We start from the raw sequence: 20,568 nt of genomic DNA, 5'->3' as shown, positions 1-20,568 counted from the left end.
AGTACGCTGGACACCTTAATGAGACCATTTAACTCATTTTGTAGTATACTTGGACGTGTGATAGGCAAGGATTTGAGCACGACAAGGAGGCGTCAGTAATGGATACGAAAGAACCTAAGCGCCGGATTCAAGCTAAAATTGATGCGGATACCGCAGATCAAGTGGACGATGTATTGCGGCGGCTTGGTTTATCCCCAAGCACGTTGGTTAATGCACTCTATAAGCGGGTTGCTGCAGAGCATCGGATTCCCTTCGAGCTTGAGTTAACACCGCGGGAGGTGGCCGCATCCCGTTTGGCAGATGCCGCTAAGGATGTGCGTGCTGAGACGGCGACAACGCAAGAAGAACTCGATAGGTGGTTGACGGAAAGTGGAGACCGGTGATCTGTGTTTGTTTTATGTGCCCTACCCAGAGGATTCAAGCGGTGACGGTAAAACTCGCCCGGTCGCCGTTCTAGCACTGAGCGATGGTGAGCATGTATTGCTGTACACCGTCACAACGAAGTACGAAAATAAATCAGCAACAATTAAGAAGCAGTATGCGCCGATTAAACAATGGCAACAGGCTGGTCTGGATCACCCCTCATGGATTGATGTTCGGGGTGTCCTGCGGGTTCCCCGTAAACTGTTGGAACAACGGCGTGTCGTGTGGGTTGGCCGATTGACGGCCGAAGACATGACTGTTTGGGCTGATTACATTCGGCGCCGCGGTAAACGCGCATAGCGAGATTGTTAGAAATAGGACAAAAAATCCACGGATCAGCGTGGATTTTTTGTCCTATTAAAATTAAAAATACGCTTTAACAAACAGATACGCCGCCAAGCCAAAGGCACCAAAAGCGATCAGGGTACGCAGCAGCTTGACCGGGGCATGACGCACCACGACCGGGCCGCAATACCCGCCAACGAGGAAGCCCAAGCCCAGCGGGATGACCAGCAGCCAATCCACCTTGCCCCGGGCGGCGTAAATCACCGTCGCCACAGCATTCGCCATAAAAGCCATGACGTTTTTAAAAGCATTTAACACCGCGAACCGTTGGGGCAAAGTGAGGGTCAGAATCGCCAGCAAAATAACTCCGCCAGCGGCACCGAAATAACCAGTATAGGCACCAACAAGAAAAATTCCCAGTGCCTTAGCCGCCACCCCCCATTTGTTTTGGTCCCGCAATGCCGCAATTGGCTTGCGCGCCGCCTGGCGGCCGGACACCAGCAGCAATATCCCCGAGATCAAGATGAAGAACGGCACCACGTGCTCAAAGGTACTGGCCGGTTCCACCAAAAGCAGCACCGAACCGAGAATACCGCCGCTCAACGCCAGAGCCACCAGCCCCGCGACGGTCTTGCCCTCGCCCCGCAATTCTTTGGTGGACGAGGCAGTGGCCCCGATCCCAGAAAGAACCAAGCCCGCGGTATTGGTCACGTTGGCCACCACCGGCGGAATACCGATCAGCAACAGCGCGGGATAAGACACCAGTGAAGCCAAACCGGCGATAGACGCCAGCAAACCGCCCAGCACGCCAGCGATGATTAGAAATACGAAAACACCAATTGTCATAGTGTATCTCTTTTCTCAATCAGATACCGCCAGTATTGGCCTGGAAGTGAAGACAAGTCAAGTGTCACTTAGTCAGCAATTGGCGCACCGGCACTGTGAAAGTGCCAACTTGTTGACGATTCGGCCGCCGGCCCGGAATTTCCAGCCTAAACTTAACGACAGCGTCCGCTGGCGCATCCTTTAATGAGTGCTGATCGCCTAGGCTGCCGTAGGATTTTGCAAAAATGGACTGAAACTGGCTGGTGACTTGCCCCGCATTCGTCCTGGTGCGTAAAAACTGCCCGCCGCTGCCGAGTTCCAACAGGCCCAGATTTTTCTGGCCGTCATACACCGTCGCTTCAGAAATCCAGGCGGCTTCACTGTAGTTCTCCAACCAGCGCGCACTTAGGCCGGCTTGGCTAAAGGCCAGCGTATAGTTCACCACCAGGGCTTCCGGCGCTTGCTGAATGGTGGTCAAGCGGCCAGTGATCTTCCCACCGTGGATTGCTTTCACCGTGCTCTGCTGATTAATCGCGGTCTCTTGCAACGGCCGTTGGGTCACCGGCAACTGCTTGAAGGCCAGCGTCTGCTGGGTGCCATTAACTTTCCCCAGCTGCAGATTGATCGCCTGTACTGGCGCGGTCCCCTGGGTGTAAAAAGCAATCACTTGCCGGTAGTGGCCCAGCGCGACTTTGCCAAAATTGCTTTCTGTATCAATAATATGCTGACCGCTGACCTGATCCACCTGCTCGGTTTGCTGGCGCAACTGGTCCGGCTGCATGCCCGGCCCGGTGTAATCAATTAAAACGGCCACGACCCCCACCGTACTGAGCGTACCAATGGGCTGAACCTGGACGTTGCCGACCCTCTGCGCTGGTACGCTCACTTTGTCGTACAGACCCTGATTGTAGAGATTTCCCAGCAACATGTTCATCGTCGGGTCAAAATTATGCGTTTTGGCCCCATCTTGATCCAGCAACTGGGTAAAGGCTGGCACGATCCCCCCGGCTTGAATGGTCGCGGGGGTGATAGCAGCCCCCAACAACAGCACCGCAACTGCCAAGCCGATTGTGAGCCGGCGCCGGTGCTGTTTGCGGCGCGGTGCTGCGGCCTGAATTCCCTGGGTAATGGCCGCATCCACCAGGTTAGTCGGTACTGAGATTTGCTCAGTTATTTTTTGAAAATCCGTCGTCGTACTCATGAATGACCTCTCCTTTCTCCCGCAATCCCTGCAGGGCGCGGTTCAACCGGCTCTTGACGGTGCCCACTGGCAAATGGAGCACCCGGCCAATCTCCTGCAGTGTTAAATCATTGAAAAAGCGCAGGATCACCACGTCCCGCAGTTTCGCCGGCAGGGCGGCCAAATCCTGGACCAGATCCAGATGCAGCACGGCCGCATTGTCCGGACTCGCCGCTGCAGCGGGCGCTTCGTCCCCAACCGGGTTTCTGCTCCGCATCAGCCGATAGGCGCTGTTGATCAGGATCCGGATCAGCCAGGTGTCAAAGTATTCCGGATGCCGCAGCCGCTTGATACTCAGCATGGCCTGCAGCGCCGTCTCCTGCACCACATCCAGCGCGTCCGCTTGATTGCGGGTGTAGAGAAACGCTGTGCGGTACAGTTTATCCTGCCGGGCTCGCAGCAGCCGGCCCAACGCCGCCCCATCACCCGCCCGGGCCTGACTAATCAACTCGCTTTCTGCCATAACCAACCTTCTTTCTTTGCGTTACATCAATTAGTAACCGCGGGGCAGCAAAAGGTTCCATTGACTGCAAAAAAGCAGCGGCTGGGCACATTGCTGTGCCTAACCGCTGCCTTGTATCACTTATCCGCACTCAACAACAATTCATCATCGGTCAGCTCTTCCTGGCTGGCCTTATTGAACAAGTCCAGCAGTTGGGGCACGGTCAGATGCTTCTTCTCTTCCCCCGCGATGTCCACCACGATCTTGCCGTGGTCCAGCATCAACAAGCGGTTGCCGTATTTGATGGCATCCTGCATGTTGTGGGTGATCATCAGGGCGGTCAGGTCTTCTTCGTTCACCAGCTGCTCGGTGAGGTGCAGCACAGTGGCGCTGGTCTTGGGATCCAAGGCCGCGGTGTGCTCATCCAGCAGCAGCATCTCCGGCTTTTGCAGAGTCGCCATAAGTAAGGTGATGGCCTGCCGCTGACCGCCGGAAAGCAGTCCGATTTCGGTATCCAGCCGATCTTCCAGACCCAGATTCAGCCGCTTCAAAGCCGCCTGGAACCGCGGGCGAGCTGAGCGCGGGGTGCCGAAGCGGAACAGGGAGTGGTGTTCGCCGCGCTTGGCGGCCAGGGCCATATTCTCGGCCACAGACAGCCGTTGCGCAGTGCCCATCTTCGGGTCCTGGAAGACCCGGGCGATCCAGCGGGCCCGCTTGGTGACGGAATCGTAGGTAATATCCTTGCCGTCCAGCACGATTTGACCGGTGTCGATGGGCAGCGTGCCGGCGATGGAATTAAGCAATGTGGACTTGCCCGCCCCGTTGCCGCCGATGATCGTCACGAACTCGCCCTCGGTGATCGTTAAGTTGATGCCTTGCAGAGCGTGGGTCTCGTTGATCGTGCCTTGCTCGAAGTATTGATGCAGGTCGCGGATGGTTAATACCGGTGTGTTTTTCATTTTGCTTTGTCCTCCTTAGCGGCTTGGGCATTCAACGACTTAATATGGATGCGGTTCGCCCGGCGCCGATTGTATTGCTTGGTCAATTGCCGCATTAGCGGGACTGCCAGCAACACAGTCAACAAGGCCGCGTAGAACAGCCGCAAATCGTTAGGGTCAACTCCGGCCCAGAGAACCAGCGCAATAATTAACCGATAGATGATGGCCCCGATAATAATCGTCAAAATCCGTTTGCCCAGCGTCAGATTCCGCACCAGCACTTCGCCGATGATGATCGCCGCCAGGGCAATCACAATGGTCCCCACCCCCATGGAGATATCCGCATACCCGTTGGACTGGGCCATCAGGGCCCCCGCCAGGGCGATCAGTCCGTTGGAGATCATGTAGATCACGATCTGCATGTTGGCCACGTGCACGCCGTTAGCGGCACTCATGTCCGGGTTATCCCCCACAGCCCGGGCGGCCAGACCCATTTCGGTATTGAAGAAAAGCACCAGCAGCACCATGATCACCGCCACCAGCAAGGCGCCCACAATGATCACCTGCATCGTGCTGCTGAATTGAGCAAAGGCGCTGAACACTGTCGTTTGGTTCAGCAGCGCGATGTTGGCCTTGCCCATGATCCGCAGGTTGATGGAATAGAGGCCGGTTAGGGTCAAAATCCCAGTGAGCAGCGCCGGAATCCGCAAGCGGGTGTAAAGCAAGCCGGAAACCAGACCGGCCGCCATCCCGCCGAGCATCCCGACCAGAGTAGCCAGCCATGGGTTGGCGTGGTTGGCGATCAGGCTGGCCGCAAATGCCGCACCCAAGGGAAAAGCCCCCTCGGCCGTCATGTCGGCAATGTCCAGGATGCGGAAGGTGAGATAGACCCCGATGGCCATAATTGACCAAATCAGGCCCTGGGAGATGCTTGATAACAATATATCCATGATGTCGGTTTTCCTCCAATATTTAAGGCTGATTATTTAACGATTTTCGCCGGATCGACGTTGAACAGTTTAGCGAACTTAGAATTGACTACCAAGCTGATATCCTTGGGCGTTTCCACCGGCAGGTCAGCGACTTTCTGGCCCTTGATAATCTTGACCGCCATCTGGGCCGTGCGGGCGCCGAGCTTAGTGAAGTCAATACCGTTGGTGGCCACGCCGCCCAATTTCACCATCGGGCCGGTGGCCGGAATGACCGGGACTTTCTTCTCCTCGGAAACCTTGCCCACCGTGGCCATCGCGGCCGTTAACACATTATCCGCGGGAATATAGATGGCGTCTACCTGACTCGCCAGGGCCGTGGTGGTTTGCTGGACATCCGCCGTAGTGGCGACCGTTTTGGCGACGAACTGCAACCCCTGCTGCTTGATCGCGGCCTTGGCTAATTTAATCGCGTAAACCGAGTTGGGCTCGGCGGCGTTATACAGCAGGCCAACCTTCCTGGCTTTGGGAAACAACTGGCGCAGCAATTTGATTTGGCCGGCGACTGGGACCATGTCGCTGGTCCCGGTGAAATTGCTGCTGGGCTTCGTCAAACTCGTGGTCAGGCCAGCTGATACCGGATCGGTGATTGCTGTGAACAGCTTCGGCGTGTCCTTGTCCGCTTGGAGCAGGGCTTGGGCGGCTGGCGTAGCAATGGCTAAATTCAAAGTGTTTTTATCCTTAGCCAATTTTTTGCTCATGCTCTTCAAGTTGGCCTGATCGTTCTGGGCGTTGACGTAATCAATCGTCAGATTCTTGCCTTGAACGTAGCCCTCCTTTTTCAATTCCGCAATGAAACCTTTGCGGGCCTGATCCAGGGCGCTTTGGTCCATTAACTGTAAAATGCCGATCTTCACTGTTGGTTCTTTGGCGCTGGCATTGCTTTTCTGATTACCGCAGGCACTGACCAACAGGGCCAGGGCCAAAGTCAAGACGACCCACAACTTGCGCTGCTTTCCCATAATTGTTCCCCCCCATTCCGGCTATTTATTGACGACCTTGGCTGGATCCACGTTGAACAGCTTGGCAAATTGGTCATTGACTACCAGACTCACGTCCTTGGGTGTTTCCACCGGCAGGTCGGTGACTTTCTTCCCCTTGATGATCTTCACCGCCATTTGGGCGGTTTGGGCGCCCAGTTTGGTGTAGTCAATGCCGTTGGTGGCCACGCCGCCCAGTTTGACCATCGGGCCGGTGGCCGGGATGACGGGGACTTTCTTTTCTTCAGACACTTTGCCCACCGTGGCCATGGCGGCGGTCAGCACGTTGTCGGCCGGAATGTAGATGGCGTCCACTTGGCTGGCCAAAGCAGTCGTGGTCTGTTGGACATCGGCCGTCGTGGCCACGGTCTTGGCAACGGACTGCAAGCCGAGTTTCTTGATAGCGGCCTTCGCTAATTTAATGGCGTAAACCGAATTGGGTTCGGCGGCGTTGTACAGCAAGCCGACCTTCTTCGCCTTGGGGAACAATTTGATCTGCCCCGCCACGGGCACCATGTCGCTGGTGCCGGACACGTTGCCGCTGGGCTTTTGCATACTGGTGGTCAGTCCGGCGGACACCGGATCCGTGATGGCGGTGAACAGTTGCGGGGTATCCTTATCCGCTTGCAGCAGAGCTTGGGCGGCCGGGGTGGCAATGGCCACGTTCACGGTATTTTTGTCCTTAGCCAGCTTCTCGCTCATACTCTTCAGGTTGGCTTGATCGTTTTGGGCGTTGACGTAATCGATCGTCAGATTCTTGCCCTGGGTGTAGCCTTCCTTTTTCAGTTCAGCGATGAACCCTTTCCGCGCTTGATCCAGGGCGCTCTGGTCCATCAGCTGCAGAATACCCACTTTCACCTTGGCATCCTTGCCGCTGGCACTGCTTTGTTTCGTACCGCACGCACTGACCAGCAAGGCCAGTGCGACCGTAAAGACGAGCCATAATCCAGTATGCTTTTTCATGATAAAAATTCCTCCCGGCGGCCGTTTCACGTGAAACAGCCGCATCTTCTATTTATTATTTTGCGTCGTTAACGACTTGGGCGGGGTCGATCTTGAAGACCTTCGCCAATTTCTTATTCACGACCAGCGTGATATCTTGGGGCAATTGTACTGGGATCGCGCTGGCCTTTTTGCCCTTGATGATTTTGATCGCCATCTGGGCGGTTTGGGCACCAAGCTTTTCATAATCGATTCCGTTGGTGGCAATCCCGCCGGCGGGAACCATGGTGCTGGCGGCGGGGACGACCGGGACCTTCTTTTCGGCAGAAATCTTGCCCACCGTAGCCATGGCCGCGGCGACGACGTTATCCGCCGGTACATAGATGGCATCGGCTTTGCCGGCCAGCGAGGTCATCGCCTGGGACACGTCATTGGTGCTGGCCACGGTCAGCGACGTACTCTTCAGCCCCAACTTGGCAATGGCCGCTTTGGCCATCTTCACCTGCACCAAGGAATTAGGTTCCGCGGCGTTATATAGCAGGCCGATGGTCTTGGCCTTGGGGAACAATTCATGGAGCAGCTTGATCTGCCCGGATACCGGCACCAGATCACTGGTGCCGGTGACATTGCCGCCGGGATGCTGCAAGCTGGTCACCAGCTTGGCCTCCACGGGATCGGTGATGGCGGTGAACAGCTGCGGCGTATCTTTGTCGGCTTGCAGCAGCGCTTGGGCGGCCGGGGTCGCAATGGCCAGATTCACCGTGTTCTTATCCTTGGCCAATTCTTCACTCATACTCTTCAGGTTGGCTTGATCGTTCTGGGCGTTGACGTAATGGATCGAAATGTTTTTCCCCTCCTTGTAGCCAGCCTTGGCGAGTTCCGCGATAAATCCTTTGCGGGCATCATCCAAAGCGGTTTGGTTCATCAATTGCAGGATGCCAATCTTAATTTTCTTACTGTCCTGACTGCTGCCTTGCGCCGGCGACCCGCAGGCCCCCAGAACCAGCAACAGGACCATGCTCACTACCGTTAAAAGCCAATATCGTTTTTTCATGATGATTTCCTCCATAGTCTGTCTTCTGCTTCCCGGCCAGACATCCGCAGGCATAAAAAATGCCGTTCCCATCGATTGAATACAGACAATCGACGGAAACGGCTCAAAAAATGATTCTTTTTTCGCACCGGCCACATCGATTATCTCGATCTATGTGGCGAATGCACGAAAATCCGTACGGCCATCATAGATACAAACGCTAGGTTTGCATCCATAATGGCTACAAACCAGCTATCTAAAATAGCCGTAATAAAATCGGTTATTGAGTTGTGTAATGGCTGCGTCTCGCATGCGTAACACACTCCTAAATGAGCAAATGCTCATGTATTTGTTATGTCCATTACCTTACACTGCGGCCAAATAGGTTGTCAACCCCTGGCCGTGAACTTTTTCACGCCAACGTCAGCGAATCCCCGTCAGGACCGGTATAATGGAGGTTAGAAAACTTTTTTGGGAGGATTCAACATGATTGAGCAGCACCCGTTACCCCATGGTCAGGAATGGATCGCCGTGATGACCCCCACCACCGCGGATTATCAGGACTTAGAAAAGAAATACGGCCTGCCGCCGCGTTTTGTGCCGTACCTTAACGACATGCGGGAACGCGCCCGGTTGGAATACGACCAGGCCAGCGGCTACTGGCTGCTGGTGTTCCGCTTCGTGAATAAAGAAGCCGCTCCCGGCGGTTTTTTGACCCTGCCCATCACCTTCGTCTTCAACGCCAGCCGGCTGATCAGTGTGATTCCCGACACTGATGGCACCACCGTCGTCAGCCAGCTGCAGGAAGTGATCCAGAGTGCCGCTGAAGCGGACACCTCGATCTTTATGCTGCTGTTCGACCTGCTCTTCGCCCTGAGTACCGATTACTTCGACGTCCTCGACAACATCAACGACGAGCGGAGCAAGTTGGAAAACTGGCACAAACGGCCGACCAACGAACAAGTCGCTGCCCTCACCCGGTTAGCCCAGCAGACGGTCTATTTGACGACCGCAGAAAACAACAATTTGATTGCCATCCGCCGGTTCATGATGGCGACCAATTCCGTGGCCGATCCGTTGGCCCTGAACGCGGAAGAAAAGGAACGGCTCGACGACGTGCTGATCGAAATTCAGCAGGGCCAGCAGATGGCCCAGATCGCCGCGGACATCATCGACAGGGTCACCGACGGCTTCAGCAATGTCCTAAACAACAATCTGAACGGCACCATGCGCTTCCTCACGGTGTGGAGTATTGTCCTAATGATTCCGCCGGTGATCACCGGGTTCTATGGGATGAACGTTGCCCTGCCCTTCGCCAATCGCCATGACGCCTGGCTTTGGACGATTATTTGGTCACTGGTGGCGATCATTGTATTGGGGATTTGGTATATTTTGTACGATAAACGGCGCCGGTAGCCAGAAAGAAAGAGACTGGGGATAAAACTCCGTCCTAGTATGCCGTGCCAAAGCTTCGCAAGCTGCGGCACTAGATACGCTAGGAAATCAGAGTTTTGTCCCCAGTCTCTTCCTGCTTACTCCCACGTCCTCGTCTCTTCCTGGTATTGTGCCACCGCCCACTGGCTGTGGACATAAGCAGCCCGCTGGGCGCTGATGTGTTTGCTGTCGGACTTAGCCTGATCCAGCAAGTCCTGGGCCATTTTGATCTGCTGGCGCAGGACATTGGCGCCGGGGGCCGCGAGATCGGCGGCTTGATGAGTCAAAGCGGCAAGCTGAGCCTGCAAGTTGGTTACTTGGGCTTTGAATGTGCGCTGGGCCTTTTCCAGCCGGCGCAAGTCGGCTTTCAACGGCGCTGTGGCGGCGTCAATGCGGACAAACTCGGCGTAGGGCATGTCGCCTTTGAGCTGGTTGCATTCCGCACAGGCCAGGGTCAGATTAGCGATGGTGTTGTCGGCGCTGATACTGACGGGATTCATGTGATCCACACTGTTGCCGTAACGGCCGCAGTATTGGCAAACATGGTGATAGGTCTCCCGAATGTACTGGCGGGTGGTGAGGTCCAGCGTGTTTTGATCAAACAGCTGCTGCACCGGATAACCCCAGGCGGCCAGCACGGTGGGCAGATCGCCGCTGGGCCAGGCGGCCGGCGGCGTTTGCAGCATCGTCCAAAGCTGGTCCGCAAAGGCGGCCGCGGGCAGCGCCTGCCGTACAGCAGGCGGGGCAGCCGCGTAACTGTCCGCCAGGCCCTCAGCTTGCCGCCGAGCCGCTTTGGTGAAGGCCAGCGGGGTCCCCGTTGTCTGGTCGCCGCCGCCGTAGGTCAGACCCGTGCCTTGGGCAAACAGCTGGCTAGCGGGATTGGCAAAATCCGGGCCACTAATTTGATGGGTGCGGCACAATGCACAAATACTGTCGGCCAAACCATCGTGAATAAAGGCCGCCGCGGACCAGCGCAGGGTACAAGAGGCACAGGCCCATTTCATAAGGCCTTCGCCTCGATCTCACTGCTGCTGGGATAGTGCAGCCGACTGCGGCCATCGCCCTCGGTCTCGACCCAGAGCTGGTCTGGAATCTGCTGGCGCAGTTCGCGGACGTGGGAAATAATACCGATCAGCCGCTGCTGGCCTTCAATGGACTGCAGTGCATCGATTGCTCCGGCCAGGGCATCCTCATCCAGCGAACCGAATCCTTCATCGACAAACAGCGCGTTGATCTGAATCCCGCCGCTTTCGTTTTGCACCACTTCGCCCAGAGCCAACGCCAGACTCAGGGCGGTTAAGAAACTCTCGCCGCCGGACAGGGTGTGCACACTGCGCGTGGCGCCGACATTATCGTCGTAGACGTCCAGCTCTAAGCCCGTATTTGTGGCGTACGCTCCGTTCTCGCGGTGCAGCTGCAGTTCATAGCGGCCATTGGTCAGACGGGCCAGCCGGCTGTTGGCCACCCGCAGGACTTCCTGCAGATAAGCTCGCAGTACATACCGTTCCAGACTAAGCTTGATGGCCCCCTTGCCGTTGACGGTTTCGCTGAGCTGGGCCCATTCCCGCGCAATGGCCGCTTGATCGGCCTGGTCTTTGACCAGCTTGGTCATTTGTTTTTGGGCGGCCTGGGTTTGGGCCAGCGCCGTCTGGGCTTCATACACCGCGTGATTAGCGGCATCGGTCTGGGTCTGGGCGGCCGCTGCTGCGGTTTGCAGCGCGGCGACATCGGGTCGCGGCCGCTCGGCAATGGCGGCCGTCACTTGGGCCAATTGAGCCGCGACGGTCGTCACGCTGGTCTGGTACGCCGTGTATTTTTGCCGCAGCGCGGCCAGTTGCGGCAATTCAGCAAACAAAGCCGGCAACTCGGCGGCGGTCACCGCTGGCGTATGGGCCGCCAAAGCCGCCGTTAACTGCTCCTGATAAGCCGCAACCCGCTGGGCCCAATCAGTCTGGTCCTGCTGGCCAGTGGTGATTCGAGTGGTCAAGGTCGTGACCTGGGTGTGCTGGGTTTCTTTCGTTTGCTGGGCGGCCTTGAGGGCCTGGTCATGGGCCGCCGCTTGGTTCTGCAGCGTCGTAATGGCCTGTTGCAAAGCCGCCGCCGTCGGATAATCCGCAGGCAATTGGCTCTGGGCATCCGTCAACGCGGTCTGGGCCTGGGCCATCACTTTATCGGCGGTGTTCGCCGCCGTCTGGGCCGTCGTCAACTCGGTTTGGGCCGCGACGAGTGCCCGCTGGCGCTGGTCAACCTGCTGGCTGGCCGCCGTCGCGGCGCGGAGCGCCTGCTGGGTCTTCTTTTGGGCCGCAGTCAGATCCGTCCGCGCCGCTGCCAAGCGCTGCTGTTCGGCGGTCAAAGTGTCCGCCCATGCAACGGGCGTTTCTGCCGCCGGCTGATAAATCCGCCAGACCGCCGCCAATTGGTCAGCAAGTTCGGCCGTCTGGGCGGTCAATTGCCGTTGCTGACTGGTCAGCTCGGCTGCTTGGGCGCTGGCCCGCTGCCATACCTTCTCCGCCTGGTCCAGCGCTGCATCACTGACCAGCGTGGTCACCGTGCTCGCTGCCGGATGGGGGTGTTCCGTACTGCCGCATACCGGGCATGGTGTCCCCGGTATCAGGTCTTGGCTCAGCCGCGCAATTTGTCCTGCGGACCAGTCGCTCTTGGTTTGCCGGTAAGCCGCTTCTGCCTGTTCGGATCCCTGCGCCGCGGCTTGCACTTGGTCGGCCAAAGCGGCAGCTTGACCAGCGGCCTGCTGCCAAGTCTGCCAGTGCTGGCGCACCGTCTGCAGATGTTCCTCGGCCAAGGCCAAATCGTGTTTTTGACCATCCAGCTGATTCTGCCGGGTCAATAACGCCGGCTGCTGCGCGGCGGTGGTCTGGGCCTGCTGCAATGCCATTTGCTGTTCCTGCAAGGCTTTGTTCTGCGCCGTGACCGCGGCCTGTGCGGCGGCAAACACCTTCTCTGCCTTAGCGGCGGCTTTGCGTGCGTTTGCCACTTTTTCAAATTGGGGCAGCAAATCAGTGAGCTTCGCCGCCTGCTGTTTAGCCTGATCAATGGCCGGCTGCTGCGCTGTCAGCGCGGCGAGCTGCTCATCGGCTTGCTGTAACGCGGCCTGGGCCTGGACCAGCTGCGCCTGGGCCTTTTTTTCTGCTGCCGCCGCCTGCCGCTGGTGGTCCTGACCATCAGTGATCTGCTGGGCTGCCGGCCGGACGGTTTGACTGAATTCCAGTTGGGCAATATGGCCCGCCAAATCCGTCATGGCCGGCTGCTGACTGGTCAGCTGGGCTTGCTGCCCCTGCAAGGCCGCAGCATTCTGATACTGCGTCGTCAAATCTTGGCCGGCGTGCAATGCCGCTTGGGCCGCGGCCAGCGTCTGTTGCGCAGCCTGTTGCGCGGTCTTGGCCGTTTGCTCGGCGCTTTGCTGAGTATCCGCGAGATCAGCTAAGAATTGCGTCCATTGGGTCTGATAATTCAATGGGCTGGTCAAGTATGGTGTCACGTCATCTACCATGGTGTCTGGCCAAGGCAATTGGCTCAACACGCCGCTGAGCTGCTCGTCCACGTGACTGGCAGCACTTTGCGCGCTCTGGGCATGCTGGCGAATGATCTCCCCCCAGCGCTGATACTTGCCGGTCCCGAACAGCTGACGCAGAACACTTTCCTTTTCATTACTATCCGCATTGAGAAATTTGCGGAACTCGCCCTGGGGCAATAATACAATTTGAGTGAATTGCTCCGCAGTTAAACCCAGTAAATCCTGAAGGTGGGTATCCACGTCCCGGGTCTTAGTGAATTCATTCTTTTGTTCATCACCATGGTAGACAGCCAGCTTAGCAGTGGCGTTATAGGTCTTATACCCTTCGCCCCGCTTCTTCTTTAGCGTCTGTTTCGGTTCCCGGCTGACCACATAACGCAGGTCATTCTGAGTAAACGTGAACACCACCCGAGACGGTTCCGTTTCATCCGCAAAATTACTGCGCAGAGCCGCCCCTTCCCGTTCACCGCTGTCCACAGCAGTATCGCCGTATAAGGCAAAACGCATCGCGTCAAACAGGGTCGATTTCCCACTGCCAGTTTTGCCGCTGATCAAAAACAGGGGCACCTCCGCGAAGCGCTGGAAATCCAACGTTTCATCCACATACGGACCAAAATTATGCACGTGCAAGGTTAACGGAATCATTTCTCTGCCCCCATTTCTGCCCACGTTTCAGCCAGCCATTGTTTCTGCCGCTCAGTCGGCGCGCTCTCCTGCATTTCCGTATAGAAGTCCGCCGCCAATGTCAGCGGATCCAAGTGCCGGCGCACTGTCAGGGCCGGCGTATCCGCCGTCCGGTCCCGGCCATGGGCCCGTTGGATTTCCAAAATATGCGGGTACTGGCTGCGCAGGATCTGCATCACATTGGGGATCACTTCCGTATCCGTCAGCGTGATTGCTAAATAGTCCTGCTGCTGATCCGGCGGCAGAAAATCCGGCTTGGTCAAGTCCGCAAAGCTGGCCGTGATCGCCTGCAGATCGTGGGGCGGCGTCAGCGGCCGCCAATCAATGGTCCCTGCCGTAGTATCAACGATCCACACACCCTTTGTATCTTTCGCCTCCGAAGCCGAAAACTTCAACGGCGACCCGCTGTAGCGCACCTTGTCTTCATGCGGCGCCTGATGGCTGTGCAAATGGCCCAACGCCACATAATCGAAGGGCGCCAGCAGATCCACCGGCACAGCGTCCAAACCGCCTACCCGGCTGGTGGTCTCTGAATCCGTCTGGCTGGAACCGGCCGCGAAGAAATGGGCGACCAAAACATGCTTCTTATCAGGAACAAATTTGGCCTGCATGGCCTGGACAATGGCCGTCATTGCCAACGGCACCGTCGTTAACTGCTCATCCCCGAAATATTGCCGAGCCGCAAAGGGCTGCCAAAACGGCAGCAGGAAAAATTGGGTGTCTCCCAATACGATTGGTTCGTCAATGGCTTGGGCCAGCGTCGTATGCAAATAATATTGAGTTGCTTTGAACCACGGGCTGCCCGTCCCCAGACGCACCGGACTATCATGGTTGCCGCTGATTACCAGCAGCGGCAACCCGTCCGTTAAGTTCAGCGTCTGGATCATCTCGTTCACCGCGTGCACCGATTCCTCATTCGCCAAAGCCCGGTCGTATACATCGCCGGCAATCACCACCGCATCCACCTGCTCCTCTTGGGCGATCTGCCGAATCTCGGTGAACACCGCCTGCTGGTCCGCCAAGAGGTCAAAACTATTCAATCGCTTGCCAATATGCCAATCCGCCGTATGCATGAAGCGCATTGCCCTCACCATCCTTTTCATATGCCTTCAGTATACCAAGAAAGTCCTCGTTCGAACATCAGTTCAATACTCTCATTTTCTATCATGCTATTTACATTTGATGGCCTTTGATGTACCGTAATGGTTAATTTCATTGCGGCCTGCAAAGACCGTCCCGTGTTTTATCATGAGGAGGATTTTTATGAAACACCGATATTTTGCAATTATTGGCACCGTCGGCCTGGCTGCCGCGCTGCTGCTCACTGCCTGTCAAGGCAAGTCAGGGGCCAACGCCAAGAGCAGTGCGGACACCACCTGGTCCCGGATGGAAAAAGACGTGATCACTACCATGGATCCGTCCCTGATCACCGATTCCGTCTCCGGCCAAGCTGCCGCCGACACCTACGAAGGTTTGTACCGTTACTATGGGGCTGAGTTGGAGCCCGGTGTCGCCAAGAGTGTCGTCAAACCGACCCAAAACGGCACGGTCTACACCTTCAAATTACGCAATTCCAAGTGGAGCAATGGCGACCCTGTGACCGCCAAGGACTTCGTCTTCGCTTGGCGGCGAACCGTTGATCCGGCCACTAAGTCCCAGTATGCCTATCTCTACACCGGCATCAAGAATGCCGACCAGATCATGGCGGGCAAAAAGAAGGCAGACACCCTGGGCGTCAAAGCCCTGGACGACCACACTTTCCAAGTTACTTTGGAACACGCCATCCCGTACTTCGGTACGATGATGGTTTCTAACGCCTTTTTTCCAGAAAATCAGAAAGTCGTGGACCAAGCCGGCAAGAAATTCGGTACCCAATCCAAGTACCTGGTCTTCAACGGCCCCTACAAGCTGACCAAATGGAATGGCACCGGCAACAGCTGGACGGAAGTCAAGAACCCGGATTACTGGAACGCCAAAGATATCCACGTCAACAAGATCAACGTGCAAGTCGTCAAGGATGCTTCCACGGCAATGAATCTGTTCCAAGCCGGCAAATTGGACGACGCCCAGCTTGATGGCGATCAAGCCGCCCAGGCAAAGTCCCAGAAAGACTACAAAGGGATGAAGCAATCGCGGACTACCTATCTGGAATTCAACCAGAAGAAGATCCCGGCCTTCCGCAACACCAAGCTGCGCCAAGCCGTTTCTCTAGCCATTGACCGGCAGGAATTCGTCAAGAAAGTCTTGGATGACGGCTCCATCAGCACCGATACCGTCACCTCTTCCGGATTAGCCAAAGATCCCACCACTGGAAAAGACTTTACCAAGAGCCTGACCGCTAGCACGGCCCAGTACACAGCCTTTAATTTAGCCAAGGCGAAGAAGTTATGGCAGGAAGGGCTGCAAGAGACTGGTCAAAAGAGCCTGGACATCACCCTGTTGAGCGATGACACCTCTGCGGCCAAACGCAGTGCCGAGTACTTCCAGAACGCCCTGGGCGAACTGCCTGGCTTGAAGATTTCGGTCCAACCTGTACCATTCAAGACCCGGATTGCCCGCAGTATGGCCGGCAACTTCGACATGGTCATCTCCGGCTGGGGCGCGGACTTCCCGGATCCGATCTCCTTCCTGGACCTGTTCACCACTGACAACACCTATAACTTTGGCCATTACAGCAACAAACAGTATGACGCACTGATTGCGGCATCGAAAACCACGGACGCCACCAACGAAACCAAACGGTGGGCCGACCTGCGTCAAGCCCAAGAACTGCTGACCAAGGAAGAAGGCATTGTCCCCGTTTACCAAATGGTGCAATCCCACCTGGTCAATCCGAAGATGCAAGGGATGACGTACAGCCCAAACAACCTGTACAATTTCATCGGGGCAAAAATCAAGTAGGCCACCGCTTGTAATGAGCAGATACTAAGCAGATTTAATTTACCGAATATACCAGCCGGTCCGCGACAGCATTGTCGTAGGCCGGCTTTTTAGGCCACGAAAGGATTGCCGCCGGCCCTGACACACCTCTCAACCAATGAGAATGTACTAGGGAATATGCCACTTAATTGAGAATTGCTATTTACAATGCCCATAAAGTAAGTTAAAGTAACGGTAATTATTTGAGGAGGTTTTCCCTGTGAAAAAGTCAATAGGTTTTAAGTTGGGGGCGGCAGCGACGGTTGTGCTCACGCTGCTCACGGCTTGCAGCACCAGCAGCAAGTCAAGCAGCGGCGCCAGCGCCAAAACCACCTGGTCCCGGATGGAGGGCGACATCATCTCCACCATGGATCCGTCCATGATTACCGATGCCATTTCTGGTCAAGCAGCCACCGATACAATGGATGGTCTGTATCGTTACGACGGCAGTGATCTGCAACCGGCAGTCGCCAAGTCAGTGGCGAAGCCGACCAATAACGGCACGGTGTATACCTATAACCTGCGCAACAGCAAATGGAGCAACGGCGATGACGTGACCGCCAGCGACTTTGTCTTTGCCTGGCGGCGCACCGTTGACCCGGCGACCAAGTCCCAATACGCCTACTTGTATTCCGGCGTGAAGAACGCAGACAAGATCATGGCTGGCAAGGCTAAGGCCTCAACTTTGGGCGTTAAAGCTTTGAGCAAGGACAAATTACAGGTTACCTTGGAACACCCGATTCCCTACTTCAACACAATGCTCGTCAACCCCGCTTTCTTCCCGCAAAGTGAGAAAGCCGTCGGCGAATATGGCAAGAAGTTCGGTACCCAATCCAAATACTTAGTTTTCAACGGCCCTTATAAGCTGACCGGTTGGAACGGAACAAACAACTCCTGGAAAGAAGCTAAGAACCCGACTTACTGGAACGCCAAGAACGTGCACATTGATCAAATCAACGTGACTGCCATCAAAGATCCATCCACAGCGATGAACCTGTATCAATCCGGCAAGCTGGATGATGCGTCGCTGACTGGCGACCAAGCGGCAGTTGCAAAGAGCAAACCCGATTATCAAGGGGTTAAACAGGCATCAACATTCTATCTGGAACTGAACGAGAAGAAGATCCCAGCTTTCAAAAATACTAAGATCCGGCAAGCTATTGGGATGTCCATCAACCGTGAGGAATACATTAAGAAGGTCCTGCAAGACGGTTCCATTGATGCCCCGAACGTGACCCCTCAGGGGCTGGCCCAGGATCCCAGCACCAAGGAAGACTTCTCCAAAGAAGCTGCGAAGGGGTATAGCCAATATACCCAGTACAATCCTAAAGAAGCTAAGACATTATGGACAGCCGGATTGAAAGAGGCTAATCTGAAGACCTTGAGCGTTGAACTGCTGACCGACGATACCGATAACGCCAAGAAATCCGGCGAGTATCTCCAGAACACTTTGGAAAAGAACCTGCCTGGTTTGAAAGTCACCATCGCCACAGTACCGTTCAAGACCCGCTTGAGCCGCAGCCAAAATGGCCAATTCGATATGGTCATGGGTGGTTGGAGTGCCGACTTCCCCGATCCCATCACCTTCCTGGATCTGTTCACCACGGATGGCAGCTACAACGACGGCAAATGGTCTAACGCCCAATACGACAAGCTGATCGAACAAAGCAAGACCACCTATGCTACTGATGCTGAAAAGCGTTGGCAAGCCCTGATCCAAGCGCAACAGATTTTGACCAAGGAACAGGGGATCATCCCGATCTATCAACGGGTCCAAGCCCACTTGGTCAACCCGAAGGTCCAGAACTTGAAGACCGCTCCGGGTGGTTCATATAACTTCGTTGGTGTCACGCTGAAGAAGTAATCGCGAACAACCATACGGCGAAACGGTGTGACTGCGGCGTAAGTCGCGGCCGCGCCGTTTTTCTAAATTTAGTAAGGAGAAGCTAATGGTCAAATACGTGCTTAAACGGATCGGCTATCTGCTGCTGACGCTGTTCATTGTCGCCAGTATCACATTCTTCCTCATGAAGCTGCTGCCTGGGACCCCCTTCAATAACCCGAAGATCCCCGCGGCTCAGATTGCCATCCTGCGCAAACAATACGGACTGGACCTGCCAGTCTGGCAACAATACCTCAATTATATGGTGGGCATTGCCCACGGTGATTTCGGCGAGTCCTATCAATTTGCCGGTCAAACCGTTTCTTACCTGATCTCGACCCGCATCGGGCCCTCGCTGCAACTAGGGGTTCAGGCTATGATCATTGGGACCCTGCTGGGTATCCTGCTGGGCGCGATCGCCGCGATCCGCAAGAATACCTGGGTGGATGCCACTGCCACGATTTTCGCCATCATCGGCCGCTCCATCCCCAACTTCGTCTTTGCGGCCCTGTTGCAGTTCTGGTTGGCTTACAAATGGCGGCTCTTCCCCATCGCTTTGTGGGACGGCTTTTCATCCAGCATCCTGCCCACCCTGGCCTTAGCCATGGCGCCGCTGGCCAACACGGCCCGGTTCATGCGGACCGAAATGGTGGACGTGCTGAGTTCCGACTACATTGAATTGGCCAAGTCCAAAGGCGAATCTCAATGGCAAGTTGTCGCCAAACATGCAATGCGCAATTCCATGATTCCCATCGTCACCATCATTGGTCCCATGGCCGTGGACTTGATGCTCGGGTCTCTAGTCGTCGAGAACGTCTTCGCCATCCCTGGCATCGGCCAACAGTTCGTCCAGTCGATTACCACGAACGACTATCCAGTCATCATGGGCTTGACCATGCTTTATTCCGTCATGCTCACCGTCGTCATTTTGATCGTCGATATCCTTTACGGCTTCATTGATCCGCGAATTCGCTTGTCAGGGGAGGGTAACTAATGGCTGATACAAAAGAAAACCTGCAATTGGGGCCCGACGCCTTCAAACACGTCGCCACTAACACCCAGGCCCAAGAAAAAATTGCCGCCCCGTCACTGACGTTTTCCCAAGACGCGATTCGTCGGCTGAAACAAAATAAGTTTGCCCTGATCTCCTTCTGGATTCTGGTGATCATCGGGATCGTTGCCCTGTTGTCGATCTGGTTCTCCCCCGCCGATCCCAACCGGCAGCACCTGGCTTATACCCACTTGCCGCCGAAATGGGGCAACCTGAACATTCCCTTTATCAACGGCTACCGTAACGGCATTGATATGTACGCCAAAAATGGCGTGCCCAAGGGCACCTATTTCTTCTTAGGTACCGACTACCTCGGCCGGGACATGCTGTCCCGGGTTCTGGTCGGCACCCGGGTTTCCCTGTTCATCGCCCTGCTGGCCACATTCTTTGACCTGACCATCGGAGTCTTCTACGGGATCATTTCTGGTTGGAAAGGCGGCACCACCGACACGATCATGCAGCGGATCATCGAAATCATTTCGTCCGTGCCGAACTTGATCGTCGTCATCTTGATGCTGCTGGTCTTCAAGCCCGGCTTGACCTCCATTATTCTGGCCATCGCCATGACCGGTTGGGTGACCATGGCCCGGCTGGTACGGGCTGAGACTTTGCAATTGAAGGATCAGGAATTCGTGCTGGCCGCCCGGACACTGGGCGAATCCAGTACGAAGATTGCCTTCAAGCACCTGATTCCCAACCTGAGTTCCACCATCATCATCCAGACCATGTTCACTATCCCGTCCGCCATCTTCTTCGAAGCCTTCCTGAGTTACATTGGGATCGGGCTGCCGGCGCCGACGGCTAGTCTGGGGACGTTGTTGTCCGATGGTCAGAAGGTCTTGCAGATCTATCCCAGCGAGCTGGTTTTCCCTGCCGTCGTCATCGTTGTCTTGATGCTGGCCTTCAACCTGCTGGCCGACGGTCTGCGCGACGCCTTCGACCCGCGCAGTGATAATCGATAAGGAGAGT

Annotated in this window: 18 protein-coding genes; 7 read left to right on the top strand and 11 right to left on the bottom strand. The window is 55.9% G+C overall.

All coding sequences use genetic code 11. The annotated features are described in order from the left end of the window. Window positions 1-98: 98 nt before the first annotated feature. Both FMM01_RS13855 and FMM01_RS13850 read left to right on the top strand, forming a co-directional pair. The gene (locus FMM01_RS13855; RefSeq protein WP_051225159.1) at window positions 99-383 is read left to right on the top strand and encodes a type II toxin-antitoxin system RelB/DinJ family antitoxin; all 285 of its coding nucleotides are present in this window, start codon (window positions 99-101) and stop codon (window positions 381-383) included. Further along, the gene (locus FMM01_RS13850) at window positions 370-723 is read left to right on the top strand and encodes a hypothetical protein (protein ID WP_150392915.1); all 354 of its coding nucleotides are present in this window, start codon (window positions 370-372) and stop codon (window positions 721-723) included. The genes FMM01_RS13855 and FMM01_RS13850 overlap by 14 nt, the downstream gene beginning before the upstream one ends. Window positions 724-786: 63 nt before the next feature. Here FMM01_RS13850 and FMM01_RS13845 read toward each other — a convergent pair whose 3' ends face one another. The 8 genes from FMM01_RS13845 to FMM01_RS13810 all read right to left on the bottom strand — a co-directional run bounded on the left by FMM01_RS13845 (window position 787) and on the right by FMM01_RS13810 (window position 8,118). Then, a complete protein-coding gene (locus FMM01_RS13845; protein ID WP_027827929.1) occupies window positions 787-1,554 on the bottom strand; it encodes a sulfite exporter TauE/SafE family protein in 768 nt (255 codons plus the stop codon). Between the two features lie 64 nt (window positions 1,555-1,618). Next, complete coding sequence (locus FMM01_RS13840; protein WP_150392914.1) at window positions 1,619-2,734, bottom strand: hypothetical protein; 1,116 nt, start codon at window positions 2,732-2,734, stop codon at window positions 1,619-1,621. Beyond that, window positions 2,700-3,236, bottom strand: a complete 537-nt coding sequence (locus FMM01_RS13835) for a sigma-70 family RNA polymerase sigma factor (protein ID WP_150392913.1) — start codon at window positions 3,234-3,236, stop codon at window positions 2,700-2,702. The genes FMM01_RS13840 and FMM01_RS13835 overlap by 35 nt, the downstream gene beginning before the upstream one ends. Before the next feature lie 116 nt (window positions 3,237-3,352). Continuing rightward, window positions 3,353-4,174, bottom strand: a complete 822-nt coding sequence (locus tag FMM01_RS13830) for an ABC transporter ATP-binding protein (protein WP_027827931.1) — start codon at window positions 4,172-4,174, stop codon at window positions 3,353-3,355. Continuing rightward, window positions 4,171-5,103, bottom strand: coding sequence for an ABC transporter permease (locus FMM01_RS13825; protein WP_027827932.1), 933 nt, complete (start codon window positions 5,101-5,103; stop codon window positions 4,171-4,173). Before FMM01_RS13825 ends, FMM01_RS13830 begins: the two co-directional genes overlap by 4 nt. A gap of 32 nt (window positions 5,104-5,135) precedes the next feature. Further along, window positions 5,136-6,104, bottom strand: coding sequence for an ABC transporter substrate-binding protein (locus tag FMM01_RS13820; RefSeq protein WP_150392912.1), 969 nt, complete (start codon window positions 6,102-6,104; stop codon window positions 5,136-5,138). Window positions 6,105-6,125: 21 nt separating this feature from the next. Then, a complete protein-coding gene (locus FMM01_RS13815) occupies window positions 6,126-7,085 on the bottom strand; it encodes an ABC transporter substrate-binding protein (protein WP_150392911.1) in 960 nt (319 codons plus the stop codon). Window positions 7,086-7,140: 55 nt separating this feature from the next. Then, complete coding sequence (locus FMM01_RS13810; protein ID WP_190973383.1) at window positions 7,141-8,118, bottom strand: ABC transporter substrate binding protein; 978 nt, start codon at window positions 8,116-8,118, stop codon at window positions 7,141-7,143. A 465-nt stretch (window positions 8,119-8,583) separates the two neighbouring features. On the opposite strand from FMM01_RS13810, the gene FMM01_RS13805 reads away from it, so the two are divergent. Then, complete coding sequence (locus tag FMM01_RS13805) at window positions 8,584-9,513, top strand: magnesium transporter CorA family protein (protein WP_146994854.1); 930 nt, start codon at window positions 8,584-8,586, stop codon at window positions 9,511-9,513. A 116-nt stretch (window positions 9,514-9,629) separates the two neighbouring features. Here the strand turns inward: FMM01_RS13805 and FMM01_RS13800 are convergent, their stop codons facing one another. From FMM01_RS13800 to FMM01_RS13790, 3 genes are read right to left on the bottom strand one after another with little or no spacing between them, the layout of a single operon-like run. After that, complete coding sequence (locus FMM01_RS13800) at window positions 9,630-10,535, bottom strand: HNH endonuclease (RefSeq protein ID WP_150392909.1); 906 nt, start codon at window positions 10,533-10,535, stop codon at window positions 9,630-9,632. Further along, window positions 10,532-13,708 carry an AAA family ATPase gene (locus tag FMM01_RS13795; protein ID WP_150392908.1) on the bottom strand — a complete coding sequence of 1,059 codons (3,177 nt, stop codon included), beginning with the start codon at window positions 13,706-13,708 and terminating at the stop codon, window positions 10,532-10,534. Before FMM01_RS13795 ends, FMM01_RS13800 begins: the two co-directional genes overlap by 4 nt. Beyond that, window positions 13,705-14,829 carry an exonuclease SbcCD subunit D gene (locus tag FMM01_RS13790; protein ID WP_150392907.1) on the bottom strand — a complete coding sequence of 375 codons (1,125 nt, stop codon included), beginning with the start codon at window positions 14,827-14,829 and terminating at the stop codon, window positions 13,705-13,707. Before FMM01_RS13790 ends, FMM01_RS13795 begins: the two co-directional genes overlap by 4 nt. 181 nt (window positions 14,830-15,010) lie before the next feature. Here FMM01_RS13790 and FMM01_RS13785 point away from each other — a divergent pair, with 181 nt between their 5' ends. The 4 genes from FMM01_RS13785 (at window position 15,011) to FMM01_RS13770 (ending at window position 20,561) form a co-directional block, all read left to right on the top strand. Beyond that, the gene (locus FMM01_RS13785; protein WP_150392906.1) at window positions 15,011-16,648 is read left to right on the top strand and encodes a peptide ABC transporter substrate-binding protein; all 1,638 of its coding nucleotides are present in this window, start codon (window positions 15,011-15,013) and stop codon (window positions 16,646-16,648) included. Window positions 16,649-16,886: 238 nt separating this feature from the next. Further along, window positions 16,887-18,530 (top strand): peptide ABC transporter substrate-binding protein, encoded by a 1,644-nt coding sequence (locus FMM01_RS13780; RefSeq protein WP_223849958.1) that lies wholly within the window; start codon window positions 16,887-16,889, stop codon window positions 18,528-18,530. 85 nt (window positions 18,531-18,615) lie between these two features. Next, a complete protein-coding gene (gene opp3b, locus FMM01_RS13775) occupies window positions 18,616-19,542 on the top strand; it encodes an oligopeptide ABC transporter permease (protein ID WP_027827938.1) in 927 nt (308 codons plus the stop codon). Continuing rightward, window positions 19,542-20,561 carry an ABC transporter permease gene (locus FMM01_RS13770; protein WP_027827939.1) on the top strand — a complete coding sequence of 340 codons (1,020 nt, stop codon included), beginning with the start codon at window positions 19,542-19,544 and terminating at the stop codon, window positions 20,559-20,561. Before opp3b ends, FMM01_RS13770 begins: the two co-directional genes overlap by 1 nt. The last annotated feature ends 7 nt before the right edge of the window (window positions 20,562-20,568 follow it).

The sequence above is a fragment of the Schleiferilactobacillus harbinensis genome (genome assembly GCF_008694105.1).
GTDB lineage: Bacteria > Bacillota > Bacilli > Lactobacillales > Lactobacillaceae > Schleiferilactobacillus > Schleiferilactobacillus harbinensis.
The sequence above is the reverse complement of the archived record's forward strand: the minus strand, read 5'-3'. Positions and strand labels throughout refer to the sequence as shown.